Origin of the sequence: Mucilaginibacter defluvii (assembly GCF_039543225.1) — a bacterium.
Classification (GTDB): domain Bacteria; phylum Bacteroidota; class Bacteroidia; order Sphingobacteriales; family Sphingobacteriaceae; genus Mucilaginibacter; species Mucilaginibacter defluvii.
In genome coordinates this window covers 127,150-140,845 of record NZ_BAABJI010000002.1, presented here as the reverse complement: position 1 = coordinate 140,845, position 13,696 = coordinate 127,150, and the positions used below count along the sequence as shown (strand labels likewise).

The 13,696-nt window shown below is 43.0% G+C and carries 13 protein-coding genes; 7 read left to right on the top strand and 6 right to left on the bottom strand.

The annotated features are described in order from the left end of the window. Window positions 1-3: 3 nt before the first annotated feature. Window positions 4-2,796, bottom strand: coding sequence for a PAS domain-containing hybrid sensor histidine kinase/response regulator (locus ABD960_RS06960; RefSeq protein WP_345330217.1), 2,793 nt, complete (start codon window positions 2,794-2,796; stop codon window positions 4-6). Between the two features lie 223 nt (window positions 2,797-3,019). Between ABD960_RS06960 and ABD960_RS06955 the strand changes: the two genes are divergently transcribed. Both ABD960_RS06955 and ABD960_RS06950 read left to right on the top strand, forming a co-directional pair. Then, on the top strand, window positions 3,020-3,421 hold the full coding sequence (locus ABD960_RS06955; RefSeq protein WP_345330216.1) for a response regulator transcription factor: 402 nt from the start codon (window positions 3,020-3,022) through the stop codon (window positions 3,419-3,421). 23 nt (window positions 3,422-3,444) lie between these two features. Beyond that, window positions 3,445-4,632 carry a sugar transferase gene (locus tag ABD960_RS06950; protein WP_345330215.1) on the top strand — a complete coding sequence of 396 codons (1,188 nt, stop codon included), beginning with the start codon at window positions 3,445-3,447 and terminating at the stop codon, window positions 4,630-4,632. 439 nt (window positions 4,633-5,071) lie between these two features. Here ABD960_RS06950 and ABD960_RS06945 read toward each other — a convergent pair whose 3' ends face one another. The 3 genes from ABD960_RS06945 to ABD960_RS06935 all read right to left on the bottom strand — a co-directional run bounded on the left by ABD960_RS06945 (window position 5,072) and on the right by ABD960_RS06935 (window position 7,905). Continuing rightward, the gene (locus ABD960_RS06945; protein WP_345330214.1) at window positions 5,072-5,686 is read right to left on the bottom strand and encodes an acyltransferase; all 615 of its coding nucleotides are present in this window, start codon (window positions 5,684-5,686) and stop codon (window positions 5,072-5,074) included. A gap of 137 nt (window positions 5,687-5,823) precedes the next feature. Then, window positions 5,824-6,987 (bottom strand): glycosyltransferase family 2 protein, encoded by a 1,164-nt coding sequence (locus tag ABD960_RS06940; protein ID WP_345330213.1) that lies wholly within the window; start codon window positions 6,985-6,987, stop codon window positions 5,824-5,826. 3 nt (window positions 6,988-6,990) lie between these two features. Further along, window positions 6,991-7,905: a glycosyltransferase family 2 protein gene (locus tag ABD960_RS06935; protein WP_345330212.1), complete on the bottom strand. Its 915-nt coding sequence runs from the start codon at window positions 7,903-7,905 to the stop codon at window positions 6,991-6,993. Window positions 7,906-7,965: 60 nt separating this feature from the next. On the opposite strand from ABD960_RS06935, the gene ABD960_RS06930 reads away from it, so the two are divergent. The 4 genes from ABD960_RS06930 to ABD960_RS06915 are packed head-to-tail and all read left to right on the top strand — an operon-like array spanning window position 7,966 to window position 10,516. Then, window positions 7,966-8,502: a hypothetical protein gene (locus tag ABD960_RS06930; protein ID WP_345330211.1), complete on the top strand. Its 537-nt coding sequence runs from the start codon at window positions 7,966-7,968 to the stop codon at window positions 8,500-8,502. Beyond that, the gene (locus ABD960_RS06925) at window positions 8,503-9,642 is read left to right on the top strand and encodes a SpoIIE family protein phosphatase (RefSeq protein ID WP_345330210.1); all 1,140 of its coding nucleotides are present in this window, start codon (window positions 8,503-8,505) and stop codon (window positions 9,640-9,642) included. Between the two features lie 2 nt (window positions 9,643-9,644). Continuing rightward, window positions 9,645-9,977: an STAS domain-containing protein gene (locus tag ABD960_RS06920; RefSeq protein WP_345330209.1), complete on the top strand. Its 333-nt coding sequence runs from the start codon at window positions 9,645-9,647 to the stop codon at window positions 9,975-9,977. Window positions 9,978-9,979: 2 nt separating this feature from the next. Next, window positions 9,980-10,516: a hypothetical protein gene (locus ABD960_RS06915; protein WP_345330208.1), complete on the top strand. Its 537-nt coding sequence runs from the start codon at window positions 9,980-9,982 to the stop codon at window positions 10,514-10,516. Window positions 10,517-10,524: 8 nt separating this feature from the next. Here the strand turns inward: ABD960_RS06915 and ABD960_RS06910 are convergent, their stop codons facing one another. Together ABD960_RS06910 and ABD960_RS06905 are read right to left on the bottom strand one after the other, a co-directional pair. Then, window positions 10,525-11,367: a beta-1,6-N-acetylglucosaminyltransferase gene (locus ABD960_RS06910; RefSeq protein ID WP_345330207.1), complete on the bottom strand. Its 843-nt coding sequence runs from the start codon at window positions 11,365-11,367 to the stop codon at window positions 10,525-10,527. Window positions 11,368-11,438: 71 nt separating this feature from the next. Next, window positions 11,439-12,776 carry an oligosaccharide flippase family protein gene (locus ABD960_RS06905; protein ID WP_345330206.1) on the bottom strand — a complete coding sequence of 446 codons (1,338 nt, stop codon included), beginning with the start codon at window positions 12,774-12,776 and terminating at the stop codon, window positions 11,439-11,441. Window positions 12,777-12,901: 125 nt separating this feature from the next. Here ABD960_RS06905 and ABD960_RS06900 point away from each other — a divergent pair, with 125 nt between their 5' ends. Continuing rightward, window positions 12,902-13,696, top strand: coding sequence for a glycosyltransferase (locus ABD960_RS06900; protein ID WP_345330205.1), 795 nt, complete (start codon window positions 12,902-12,904; stop codon window positions 13,694-13,696).

Here is a 13,696-nt window from a genome sequence, read left to right as displayed (position 1 = left end):
AACTTATTGAAAGGCCTCGGGGTAATCGGCTTTAAGCTGGTTGCTTACCAAAATTAGTTTTTCTTCGAGTTCAGCTACCTTAGCATGCGGATCTGGTGCGGAGTGTTTTTCAAGGTCGCGCACAGGATCCTTTAAAATCTCCACTCCCATATTACCCACGGTTGATTTTAGCTTGTGCGCCAATGAACCAACGGTTTGCCAGTCGCCAACCGCGGCGGCTTCTTTTATCTTGCTCAAATCCTGCGCGGTTACATCGCAAAACATCTTGATCATCTTGTTATTAAAAGCCTGGTTGCCCTTGCTTATACTATCGATGATAGAAAGATCGTATAACTTAACTGTGGTATCCATGGGTAGCGGGGTATTTTGTATAGGGGTATTTGGGGGTATATCTGCGTTTTTTTCTTCCTCACGCTGTGATGGCATCTCCTTAACAAAAGTGTCGTTAATAACAACGTGATTATTTTTTGCAAAAACGGCATCCGTCCCCCGCGCTCTGTCTTTAGCTATAGTTTCAACTATTTTTTCGTATAAATGTTCTTCCGAATATGGTTTTGTAACACAATCATTCATACCAGCGTTAGCGTAATACTTTCCGTCGCCCTTTAACGCGTTGGCGGTAAGAGCTATAATCGGTACATCGCGATAGAGCGGGTTCTCCAACTGCCTGATCTGGCGTGTGGCGGTTAAACCATCCATCTCCGGCATCTGGATATCCATCAATATAACATCATAATAATTAACCGAGGCCTTTTGAAGGGCTTTCTGACCATCTTCGGCCGAATCAACCTCACATCCCCAGCTCTCTAGCAGCGTTTTTACCAGGAACAGGTTCAACTCAACATCCTCGGCCACCAAAACACGTTTGCCTTTAAGCTTTTCCGGATCGTACTGGTTATCATTCCCGTTATAACGCTGCGTGTATACCAACCCCTTTTTTAGGGTAAGGCTGAAGGTAAACTCGGTACCCGAGTTAACTTTACTGTTTACCTTGATGTGGCCGCCCTGCATTTCAACCAGGCTTTTCACAATGGCAAGCCCCATACCCGTACCACCCTGCTGCCTTACCATATTTGATGTAGTGAGCATAAACGGATCGAAAATGTAGGGCAAGCGGTCGTCGCTAATGCCAATGCCCGTGTCTGCTACCGTAAACTCAAGCAACACCTTATCGTTAGCATTATAAAGCATTGATGAAGAAACGGTTACAGCTCCCGTTTTTGTGAACTTAATGGCATTGCTCAGCAGGTTTGATAATATCTGGATAAAGCGCGATTCGTCACCAATTACGATAAACTCTTCGGGCAGGCGGTTTTTTAACACCAGCTCCAGATTTTTTTGCCGGGCTTTTAGTTGAAATAACTGCAGCGTGCGGTTAAGCTTGTTGGTGATGTTATATGGGCGGCTCTCAAACTCCAGGTTGTTTGAAGTTATTTTTTCCAGGTCGAGCAGATCATTTACTATAGCCAATAAACTATCTGCCGATTCGGCAATAAGCTTAACATAGCCTTGCTGCTGCTCATTCAAAGGCGTTTTTGCGAGGAGTTTGTTCAGGCCGAGCACTCCATTCATTGGCGTACGTATTTCATGGCTCAAATTGGCCAGGAAAATACTTTTTGCCTGCGCCGCGCTCTGGGTCGCATTTTTCGCCTTACGGAGTTCTTTTTCAATATTGATCCGGTCGGTAATGTCATGCGAAAAACCAATGATGTAGGGCTGATTACTGTCGGCCCCTGCCACATAACTCTGATAAAACAGATAAACAATATTTTTACCGTCATTATGCATCGCTCTGAAAACGCCGCGGGCATGGCCTTTGGCCTTCAGCTTATTCAGGTACAGCTTCTCGAGCTTAGCGCTATCGGTGTCAGGCAAGTACTGCGCAATGTTTTTACCGTTTACCTCGTCCTGCTCAAAGCCAAGCGTATCGGCAATTGCCGGGTTTACCGAGAGTATGTTGCCGTCAAGATCATGCGTATAGATAAGCGCCGGGCTTAAGTTGTACTGCTCGCGGTATTTCTTTTCACTCACAAGCAGCTGCTCTTCAGCTTTTTTACGGTCGGTAATATCAAAGCTGTAGCCAACTACAAACTTTACCTCGCCATGGTGATCCAGTACCGGGTACATGTGGCGAAGCTTGTAAAGCTCCTCGCCATACCTGTTGATAATGGTTTCTTCCCAGGTTTTTAACTTATGCGATTGCATCACGTCGTTAAAGTGCGCTCGCCGTTCCCGTGCAAGGCTTTCGGGCCGGTTGGTAAGCCAGCAAAAATCCTCATCACGCAGGCCTATCATCCGCTCACGCAAAGCGGTATCACGTATAGCCGCCTGGTTAATAAATATATAACGGTGCGAAGTATCAAACACCACAACCTCGCCGGGTATTTCATTCAGCACATCAAAATAAAAGTCGAGCTTGTTTTTAAGCACCGGGTCGGCATTATTACCCGATTTTTCATTAGGTAAGCCGGTAATACTGTTCCCGGCAAACAAAAACTGGTCGGTAGCCTTTAAATATTCCAGCTGCCCGTGTATATATAAGCCTGGTTTTCCGGCGGGCGTTAAGGTTAATGAACGGCCGATTTGGGATGAAAGGTAATGATTGTTAATTATATCGCCCGGCTTATCAGCAATAGTAAAATATTGCGCCAAGTTACTGAATTCGGGCAGGGTGATAAAGTTGCTGAGCGCCGCGCCGCACGCATCAATTTTTAGCTCCTGATTGCTTATCAATATGTAATAAGGAAACAAACGGCCAAGCTGCTCTGCGTTAAAAAAAAAGTGCGATACGTTCATCAACCAACAAAATGTGTTAAGCTAAGTTACTATTAAAGTAATTACATCAAAACGGCTATTAATAATTACTTAAAACAGTATTGAAAAATATTTATTTAATAAGTCGCCAACCTATATACTGCATTTTTCGTAATAATGTTACACCGAAAATAAATGTAAGTTTAATTGGCAGATAAACAAACGTTGGATATTTTTATAAACAATCAAAAAACAAGCTAAGCCTATGGCATTTACTGATACTAATAAAATTAAAATACTTGTTGTTGAGGACGATCCGTACATGCAGATTATTCTGAACGAGTTTTTGAGTGCCACCTACGAAGTTGAAATAACCGACAACGGTATGGCAGCCCTTGCTTTTTTACAGAACGGCAATATCCCCAACCTTATTTTATCAGACTACAACACGCCCGAAATTACCGGTTTGCAACTGATTGAACAGGTAAAAGCGAGCGACTTTTTTAAATCGATACCGATCATCATTCTCTCGGGCGAGGAAAGCTCCGAGAAAAGGATCAGGTGCCTTGATAGCGGCGCTGACGATTTTGTTGTAAAACCTTTTAACCCTGCAGAGCTTGCTGCACGTATAAGGGTAGTATTAAGGCGCGTTGAGAGGCCATTGTAAACAGTTAGAGGAAGGTAATTGTCATGTCAGATACGAACGGAAGCATAATTGCACTTGTAAATTGCGACAATAATTTAGTTGACTTTTTTAAAGGCATGAGCCTGCCTGTAAAAGATGTAATTTGCTATAACGATAACGAGGAACTTACCGATGCCCTTGAAAAAGGAACCAGCATTGCCGCAGTAATTTCGAAAAGCGAGATTCTGGCTCCGGGTGGCGTACAACTTATCGAAACTATTAAAAAGACGCGTACGGATGCCCCGCCGTTTTTTCTGGTGGTAAACCACCTGAGCGCTAACCTGCGCAAACTGGCCCTTGAGTCGGGCGTGGTTGATGTTTTCTGGCAGCCGCTGGTTGCTGAGAATGTTGAATCGCGCATTAATTTCACGCTTACACAATGGAGCAAACTTAAAACCAATCTGGTTAAAAAAGTTCCTTCGCCAAAAAAAATTCCGATTGGCAAGCGCATATTCGATATTGTTTTTGCCGGCGGTGTGTTGCTGATACTGTCTCCCCTATTCCTGATTATTTACCTGGCTATCAAACTGGAGTCGCGCGGGCCGGCGTTTTATTATTCGCTGCGTGTGGGTACCGGTTACAATGTGTTTAAGTTCTACAAGTTCCGCTCGATGTATGTAAATGCGGATCAACGTATAAAGGACTTGAAGCATCTTAACCAATATACTATTGACGCGCAAAGCAAGCAGGAAAAGTCAGCAAGCGACAATACCAATTACTTGTGTGCTGAGTGTACCCAATATGGTAAATGCCAGTTCCCGCTGCATGCTGATAAGGTTACCTGGTGCGAAAAACAGTACATCAGCTCAAAACGCGAAGGTGGCGATTCGGCCTTCTTTAAGATCAAGAATGACCCACGTATTACCAAGATAGGCAATTTTATACGTAACACCAGTATTGACGAATTACCGCAGTTATGGAACGTTATTAAAGGCGACATGAGCATTGTAGGTAACCGCCCGCTGCCATTATACGAAGCAGAAAAGCTGACCACTGACAAATATGCCTTGCGATTTGCCGCCCCGGCGGGTATTACCGGCCTGTGGCAGGTAGAAAAACGTGGCAAAGCCGAAATGAGCGAAGAAGAACGCCTGATGCTTGACAACTATTACGCGGAGCACCACAGCTTATGGAATGATGCCCGTGTGATTTTGAAAACCATACCAGCTTTGCTGCAAAAAGAACAAGTGTGACCTTTTTCAAGTTTTTTTGGTCACTTAAAAATGGGGCGGGTATTGAACTGTTCTTTCAAAATCACTATGAAAGATTTTGCTCGTATTAACTTTGACCTGCTCTTGGCCGCAGAGGCCAGTTACTTCGTCTAGACACAAAGTAACCATACTTAGCGTAGCGATCTCATGAACACCTTAAAAATTAACGGTAGTGTGAATAACGTCAAGCCGGAAAAAACCTTCAGCCGCACAGGCCATATGCCTTGGCCCGGTTTTCCGGCAGGCCGCCGCTCCTATCTATTTAGTTGAAAAAAGTATAAAACTCTCATAACCTATAATTCCGGCCTCTTAATTTTCGGGTAGAAAGTGGTAGCAATAACTTTCATAGAGAATTAAAAAGCCGGCGATTTTTGTTTCTTTTTGATCGCTCAAAAGAAATTCAGGATAGGTAGAACTATGCTTATACCCTAACCCAATCCTTTAATTCAAAATCATAACGTTTGATTATTCGGGCGGGGTTGCCCACGGCTACGGAGTACGGCGGGATATCCTTGGTAACTACGGCACCTGCAGCTATAACGCTATGCTTGCCGATGGTAACGCCTGATGTTATAACGGAGTTGGCGGCTATCCAGCAATCATCCTCAACCACTATCGGCGCTACCAATATTTTCTGAGCTTGTATGGGCTGATTGACGTCGCGATATTCGTGGTTTAAGCCACTGACTACTATATTTTGCGCGAATATTACGTTATTGCCGATACTTACCGGCCCTATTATCACATTACCCATACCTATCAGCGAATTTTCGCCGATTGATACATCGCCAACACCATTATTAATTGTACAGAAATCCTCAATAGTTGAGTTAGCGCCCAACTGAAACTGATTGAATGGCAGCACATCCATACGGGTACGGCTACGCACCTTTGAGCCCTTACCCCTTTTGTGGATAAAGGGGTTTACAAACCACTTTACCCAAAGGCGCGGCCGCGCTTCACCGGTCGGTATCAGCATCCAGTGTACCAGTTTTTTCAGCCTGGGGTTATTTTTTATTTTATCTTTTAAGGACATTGTTTTTAAAGTGATTAGTGGTTGGTTACTAGAGATTGGTTATGGTGAGGTTAATATAAATTATAAGTGTTTAGCATTTCTCTGTTGATTTCAATTACTACACTAATCACTGAATCACTAACCGCCAATCCCCAAAACTACTGCCTTTTCGCCTTCTCCCATATGGCGCTTTGCTTGCCTGCCGAATAGCGGAATATACCACGTACTACGGCGTAATTCATCATGCAAAAGTAGTATGGAATAAAAAATATCTTAACCTTTATTTCCCTCGCTTCCAGTATCAAGCCTGATAAGGCCATGCCGTAAAAGCCCAGTTGTGCTATCAGCAATAACAGGTAAATGCCATATACTCCGTTGGCAACAATAATAATATTAAGCAACAGGGCCAGCACCATTAAAAAGGGTACTACCGTCCACCGCAATACCCGGTGGCTGATGTACTGAAAGCTCAACACAAAATTGCGGAAGGGGTTTAATAATGGCTTTAAGCGGAGTATTGATTGTATGCCGCCCGCAGCTATCCTGATCTTGCGTTTAAGCTCCTCCCCTACGTTTTGCGATGCCGTTTCGGTAGCATAGGCATCCGGTTCGTAAATAACCCGGTAGCCGTCAATAGTAACCAATAGAGAAATCATGAAATCATCCAAAATGGTATCAGGCTGTACGGGCACATACAACTCGCGGCGTATACTGAACAGTTCCCCGGCTGCGCCCACTACCGAATACAGTTCGGAATCCCAGGTTTTAAGCTTCGACTCATATTTCCAGTAAAAGCCTTCGCCGGCGGTGGCATCTGCGGTTTCATCAATATGCACACGTTTTTCACCGGCCACAGCGCCTACTTTTTTATCGGAATAATGGCGGCATATATTTATAATGGCATCTTTATTTAAAAAAGTATTGGCATCGGTAAATACCACTACCTCTGTGGTTACTTCAGTCATGGCGCGGTGCACGGCAGCTATCTTGCCACTGCGGCCATCCTTATGCATCAACTTAACCTGCGGAAAAGTTGAAACGATAGCCGCTGTATTATCCGTAGAGCCATCGGTTACAAAAATAAACATCAGTTTACCTTCCGGATAGTTCAGCTCCAAGCTATTCTGTATTTTTTCGGCAATAAAACGCTCTTCGTTATAGGCGGCAATTACCAGTGTGCAGGTTGGCAGGTTAACGGCATCGGGCAAAACAGGCTTGCCTTTGAGTACGCGTTTAATTTTTATCAACACAAACAATACAATGCCATAGCCTACAAAGGCATAAAAAACTATAAACAGGCTTAGCCAAAAAGCAACTATCATATATTATTTTAAAGGATAACCTAAATAAGTACTGTTTTTACTTTGCGTAATATTCCACCAAATTGCCTTAAAAAGCCATTTAATAAAATCGGCATGGCCGATTTTGATGTACCTGATGATGTTACGGGGCGTTACTACCAGCAAAAAGAAAACATAGAAAACAATCCGCGCCGTAAACGGCGCATTACGCCTTATAAATAGTATGCGGTTGCGGTTCATAAAGTACTCCTTAAGCGCGCTCACCCGCCCTACTGATACCGACTCCTTGTGATAGATTAGCGCTTGCGTATTCAAGCAAATTTCGTAGCCCGCCCGTTTTATACGGTCGCACCAGTCCAGTTCTTCATAATATAAAAAAAAGTGGTCAGCCATTAAGCCTGCTTTATCAATACACTCGCTGCGCAGCATCATTGCCGCACCATGTGCATACCCTGTTGGGCCGGTCAAATTATCATATTGCCCTTCATCAACCTCAAACTGGCCGATGGAATCGTTGCGGGCGGTATAATAATTCATGGCGGTAAAGCCCATGTATTGCAGCGTATCAGGCTGGTCAAAGTAGCGTATTTTGGGCGATACCATACCAACTTTAGCATTGTCATCCAACGTTTTTACTAACGTTTCAACCAAACCCGCTGTAAATTCGGTATCGTTATTCACCAGAAACAGGTACTCACCTGTTGAAGCGGCAATGCCGATGTTATTGCCACCGGCAAAACCTAAGTTTTTATCAGAGCGTATAAACTTTACATCCGGATATTGGGAAGTCCATTCAGGCACCGGGTTTACGGCGCTGCCGTTATCAACAACTATAATTTCAATAGCCGGATAGGCGTTTGTTGAACTTATAGAGGCTAATAGATCCTGGGTAACCAAACTTTGATTATAATTGACCGTTATTATTGATACGCGTTTCATTCAAATTATAACCTTTGTACGGTTTAATGGCAATAGTGTTTTTGAAATTATCAATTTAAATTGAGCGACCAAATTAATAATATTAACAACAGCCATAACGATCAGGAAGACGGGCAGGCCATCAACCAGAAACTGGATGAACTTATTGCCCTGCTTGCCGAAACCAATATTGACAGTGATAAAGCCCGCGACATACAGCAACGGTTAAATAACGCAATAGAAAATTCGGCACAGGCTGACGCGGGTATTGATGCTTTAAGGCAAATTGATACCGATAACGCCTCGCGGGATGATCTGCTGGATGAATTCAGCATCCTGTTATCATCGCACCAGTTTGACAGCGAATCGTCAAAAAAATATATCAGGGCAGAGAAGGGCGCCAACATTGTACTGATGGTGATCAGTTTGGTAATGATTACACTTGGGCTAGCCATGATTGTAATGCCGGCGCCGCCCGATTTTGAGATTTATACCATATTTTATTTTAATGCTAATGATGGTATCACGATAATGGATCTGATATCATCATTAATTGTACTTTCGGGCATATATTTGCTTATAAAATCAATATTTAAATTCGGCGGTACCCAGAAGTAAATGACACAGGCTAAAGAAAACAAGATTCTTTTGGTGGATGATAACCTGTTGTTTTTAAACATCATGGTACAGGCTTTGAAAAAAACCGGGTGGGAATGTGTTACCGCTACATCCGCGGCCAATGCTATTGAAAAACTGAACACCGATGTGCCCGACATCATCCTGTCTGACTATGAAATGCCGGGTATGAATGGTATCGAGTTCAGGCAAAAGCTGATGGAACTGGAAATTTTCAGGGATATCCCCTTTGTGTTTCTGACGTCGTTAAGCGATATGGAAACCATTGAGCAGGGGCTTGATTTGCAGGCGATTGACTTTATTATAAAGGATACGCCTATAAATGTAATTATATCCAAGCTTAACAACATTTTAATCACAGTAAATAAACAGCGCGAACTATCAACCCTTGAAGTACAAAATGCAGCTAAGGCGTTAAACATTAAATCGATACCGCAAAAAAAACCGGAGATAACAGGTTATAACATTAACTTTTGGCATCGCCCTTATAATGATGTTCCGGGAGGAGATTTTATTGATTTTATACAGGTTGATAAGCGTTATACCTATGTGGTGCTTGGCGATATAATGGGAAAAAAATGGATGGCCTGGTATTTTACGTTCGGCTACCTGAGCTATGTGCGATCGGCGGTGAGGTTTGCTACGTTAAGCAACGAATTTTCGCCTGCTACTATTTTGCAAAAGGTAAACAGTATTATTTGCCTTGACGATGTATTGCAGGATATACTTTCCAGTCTGTCGTTATTATTGATTGATACGGAAACCGACGTAATTACCTATGCCGGCGCAGGTGATTTGCCCCTGTTACATTACCACGCAGGCACGCAACAACTGCAGCAGGTAACTACGGACGGGTTACTACTGGGCATGTTTGCCGGTGTAAGCTATACTGAACAGCAGTTGGTTTTAAACCCTACAGACCAGCTTTTTATTTTTACCGACGGCATGATTGACATTGCTGATAACGGTAAGGTTAAAACCGATTACGAAAATTTTAAGCATAAATTAAACAAAGTACTTACAGCTGGCATCAGCTTTGACGAAATAAAACAACAGCTTTTTAACCTAAGCCCTGACATTGTTGTAGATGATCAGAGCATAATAAATATTGTTAAAACATGATAATGATCGATATTGAAACTGTTACTGATACGTACGTAGCCCTTAAAACCAATATTACAGAGGCTAATTTAAATAACTCTGAAAAATTTAAAGCCGAGCTTGTAGCGCTTATTGATGAGCACAAAAACAAAGTTGTTCTTGATTTGAGTAGTATCAGCTATATGGACAGTTCATTTTTGGGCGCCCTGGTATCATCGTTAAAACATGCTATCGCCTTTAAAAGTGATATTTTACTTATCGGATTAAAACCCGACATTCACAATCTTTTCAGCCTTATCAGGCTGGATAAAGTATTTAAAATTTATAAAAACCTAACCGAAGCCACCGCAGTATAAAAATGCGTATAACAACCACCCGTAAAGAGTTTATATTTTTAAATGACAGCCTGGTATTAACACCATCGTTAAAGCAGGTGCTGGCTTTTTTAGAAGATAGCGCAGGCGCTACTTCAGTGGAAAATTATGACCTGCATTTCAAGGTAAAATCAATAACTACCGAGTTGTTAACTAATGGCTTTAAGCACTCGCACGCCAACACCATAAATATTTTGGTTGATATTGACAGTAACCACGTCATCATCCAAAAATATGACACAGGCCCGCCGGTAAACTTTTCAAAATCGGCACCCGTTATAGGTAAAGTACAACTGAGTTACGACATTATGTGCCGCCTGTTTGGCACTTATAAAGATGAGCACAACGTTACATTCAGTATTGAGGAATGCGCAGATGACGAGATACCCGATATTGAAAGTATAACAGAACACTTCGGGTTATTAATTATTGCTAAATGCGCTGACGAATTTACTTACCGTTACGATGCGGATAACAGCCTGAACCTGTTTACCGCGGTAATAAATTTGCCTGCTGCCTGAGCGATTATTTAAAGCAGGTGTTTGTCGATATACTCAAGCACATCGGGGTGCCGTTGCATGTCGAACTTACGGGCGAAGAATTTTTTGGATTCAAGCAATTTGTCAGCATCATCCATGGTAAGGGTTTTGGGGTTCTTACCCCCTGCCGTCCAGTCTATATACCGGAGGTCATCATTCACCATTTTATCCTTCAAAGGCGAATTGTATAGTATAGTTTGAAAAACAAACTCATCAGGCCCCCAGGTAAACTTCATGAAGTTACGGAAAGACGGATGCGCGTCCCAAAATTTTAAGATGTAATCTACACTTTCAACACTCAAGGTAAACCATTGCGAACGGCCCACCAACACCATATTGCCGGGCATTTTGCGCGGTGGTAGTATACGGTTCAATAATCGTTGCGCCCGGTACCGCATCGGAAAACGATAGTTATCCAGGTAATACTTTTGCACCCGCGGCAGCAGATCGCGGCAATGGGTTTCAGCCAATAGCGCGCTCATAAAAGCCTTGCCGGGATTATCGCTTAAATAATTGATAAATGCAGTTGCCGGTTGAATTGGATAATCGTGCCCGCTAAGTAAGTTGATGTAATCGTATTTATTTTTGCTGCTTATAATCTGCTCAAGGCTATTAACGGTGGCTTCAACCATATTAAAAGCGCCCCAATATATCTTAACCCGGTTAGTTATAAAATAAACTTTTTCAAAGCGTTTTAAACTTTCAAAAGGCCGTAGGTTAACCTTAGCGTCAATGTGTACGTAAACGTCCGCATCCGGATGCGCCAGTTTGTTTACCAGGCGCTCCAGTTGTTCGGCATGATTATGAGCAAGTATTAAATGAGCCAGCTTCATGAACAGTTTTACGTAGTATACGCACGTAATGATACGCAAATTAACTATTTCACAAATTTTAGTTCACAGTATCAGCGTCTCATCTTTTGCCTGATCTGCATCCAATAAACTTTAGCTTCGCTCACGCCCAACGCATATACACTCAGGAATGGGAATTTATGATAACGGTTAAGCGCGATGTAACCTACTATTACCGCAATAAGCGTTGGTACTACCGTGGCTATAGCTATACCATAAATACTTTTTAGCAGCATCACACCAAGTATATCAAAAATAATGTTGGCTGCAAGCATGGCCAGTACCTTATAAAAGTTGATCTTGGGTTTATGAATTACATCCAGCGTTAGGGCAAAAAAGCGATCGGCCGGGTAAAGCAGCGCAAACGTCATAAACAGGCGGAAAACATTGGCCGCCTCGGTACCTACATATTTACCGCCGCCAATCAGGTAAATCGGAATATCGGCAAGCAGTACAGCAACTATGGCGGCAGGTATAAGCACCACGGTAATCAGGCCGATGTATTTTTTCATGATATAGATAACCTCGCTGCGGCTGTTTTGGTTATAGGCTGCGGATAGCGATGGCATGCCTGTAGCGGCGAAGCTGCGTAAGGGTATCTCCACCAACTGCATCAGCGTTTGGCCAAGGTTATAGATAGCCACCGGCGCAGCACCCAGGAAATGGTTGATGATGGCTACGTCAGACAGGCGGAACATGTTTGAACTGAGCGTTGTACCTACACTGAATTTACCAAAGTTAAATATGGTAAGGGTGGTTTCTTTGGTTCGTTTGCTGAGTGTGTTGAGCCTCGTCCACCGCATAAGGAGTGTATACAGGCTTGTTAAACCGTGCGAAGCCAGGTAAGCATATAGTACGGTGAGCAAACTGGCCTTGTCAAAAATCAGCAATAAAACTACTATCAGGATAAAGCTGCCCTGGTTAACAAAGCGAACGTACAATAATCGGTCGAAACGCTGCTCGCCCTGCAGTACACAACTGGCTATAAACCATGGCAATGATAGTATATAAGTTAAGCCGAAATACTTTAGAAACAGTATATATCCACCGTCCTGAATATATTCCATAAAAAACAGCACCGGCAGGTTAAGTAAGATCAGTGTGCCGGTAATACCCAGGGCTATATACCAGGTTGAACCCACTACTTCGGCGGCACGCTCGGGCGTGGCGCCCGCGTAAAATTTTATGAACGCCGTTGTAAGGAAGCCTGAACGGAAGGTATCAACAAAAAGAATGGTTGTTTGGAAGATAACCCATATACCCACCTCGGCAAGCGTTAGCGAGCGGTAGATGATGGCGGTTGTAAGCATACCCAGGCCTGACATGATGATGTTACCTGCCAGCGACAGGAAATGCTTATTTTTAATAACGGCCAGTAGTTTATTTAGCATGAAGGGTTGATATACAGTGTTTGTAAAACACCTATTGGTAAAACATGTTTTTATTGCATATTAGCTTATAAAAATAAACAAAGCAATTATAAACCTTATACGTTATAAATTGCGTAAAAGATTGTATGACTATTCCTGATTTGCATTTTAAGGATGTTACCTTGCTGGTTACCCACTATAACCGCAGCCGCTCGCTGGAGCGTTTGCTTGACGCTTTCAGGGCGCAGGGCATAACATTTGGCGACATTGTAGTATCTGACGATGGCAGCCGGCCGGAGCACCTGGAAAAGCTGGTAGCCATGCAGCCCGATTACAATTACCGGCTGGTTACCGCGCCCAAAAACCGTGGGCTGGGTAATAATATCAATAAAGGGCAGGATGCTGTGCAAACGCCTTACACCCTATACGTTCAGGAAGATTTTGAGCCGAAAGAAATATTTGCCACGCACTTTAAAGATGCATTGCACTTTTTTGAAACCGATGCGGAGCTGGATATAGCGCGTTTCTACGCCTATTTTAAATATCCTTATACCAAAGCGTATAATAAGGGCTTTTCAGAAATGAAGTTCTCTGCATCGCCGTTGAAGAACAATCACCTTAAATTTTATGTTTACAGCGATCACCCGCATTTGCGGAGAAGTAGCTTTTTGCAAAAATTTGGCCGCTATCCCGAAGGGATAAAAGGTGATTTAACCGAGTACCGTATGGCGCTGTCGTTTATACAACACAAAGGTAAAGGCATATTTTTTGACCGCTTTACTGATTTGTTTTATCAAAAAAATTCGTCGGACGAGCCCAGCACCATGGGCCGGGCCTCATGGCGCGAAAGTAAAAATTCGCTCGCGCTTGCAGCAAGGGCGGTATACCTGCAATTTAAGTTGCTTAAGTGGACTTATGATGTGTTATTTAAGAAACTATAA

Coding starts and splice junctions, on each gene's coding strand:
- ABD960_RS06960 (WP_345330217.1), bottom strand. CDS start 2,796: ATGAACGTATCGCACTTTTTTTTTAACGCAGAGCAGCTTGGCCGTTTG.
- ABD960_RS06955 (WP_345330216.1), top strand. CDS start 3,020: ATGGCATTTACTGATACTAATAAAATTAAAATACTTGTTGTTGAGGAC.
- ABD960_RS06950 (WP_345330215.1), top strand. CDS start 3,445: ATGTCAGATACGAACGGAAGCATAATTGCACTTGTAAATTGCGACAAT.
- ABD960_RS06945 (WP_345330214.1), bottom strand. CDS start 5,686: ATGTCCTTAAAAGATAAAATAAAAAATAACCCCAGGCTGAAAAAACTG.
- ABD960_RS06940 (WP_345330213.1), bottom strand. CDS start 6,987: ATGATAGTTGCTTTTTGGCTAAGCCTGTTTATAGTTTTTTATGCCTTT.
- ABD960_RS06935 (WP_345330212.1), bottom strand. CDS start 7,905: ATGAAACGCGTATCAATAATAACGGTCAATTATAATCAAAGTTTGGTT.
- ABD960_RS06925 (WP_345330210.1), top strand. CDS start 8,503: ATGACACAGGCTAAAGAAAACAAGATTCTTTTGGTGGATGATAACCTG.
- ABD960_RS06920 (WP_345330209.1), top strand. CDS start 9,645: ATGATCGATATTGAAACTGTTACTGATACGTACGTAGCCCTTAAAACC.
- ABD960_RS06915 (WP_345330208.1), top strand. CDS start 9,980: ATGCGTATAACAACCACCCGTAAAGAGTTTATATTTTTAAATGACAGC.
- ABD960_RS06910 (WP_345330207.1), bottom strand. CDS start 11,367: ATGAAGCTGGCTCATTTAATACTTGCTCATAATCATGCCGAACAACTG.
- ABD960_RS06905 (WP_345330206.1), bottom strand. CDS start 12,776: ATGCTAAATAAACTACTGGCCGTTATTAAAAATAAGCATTTCCTGTCG.
- ABD960_RS06900 (WP_345330205.1), top strand. CDS start 12,902: ATGACTATTCCTGATTTGCATTTTAAGGATGTTACCTTGCTGGTTACC.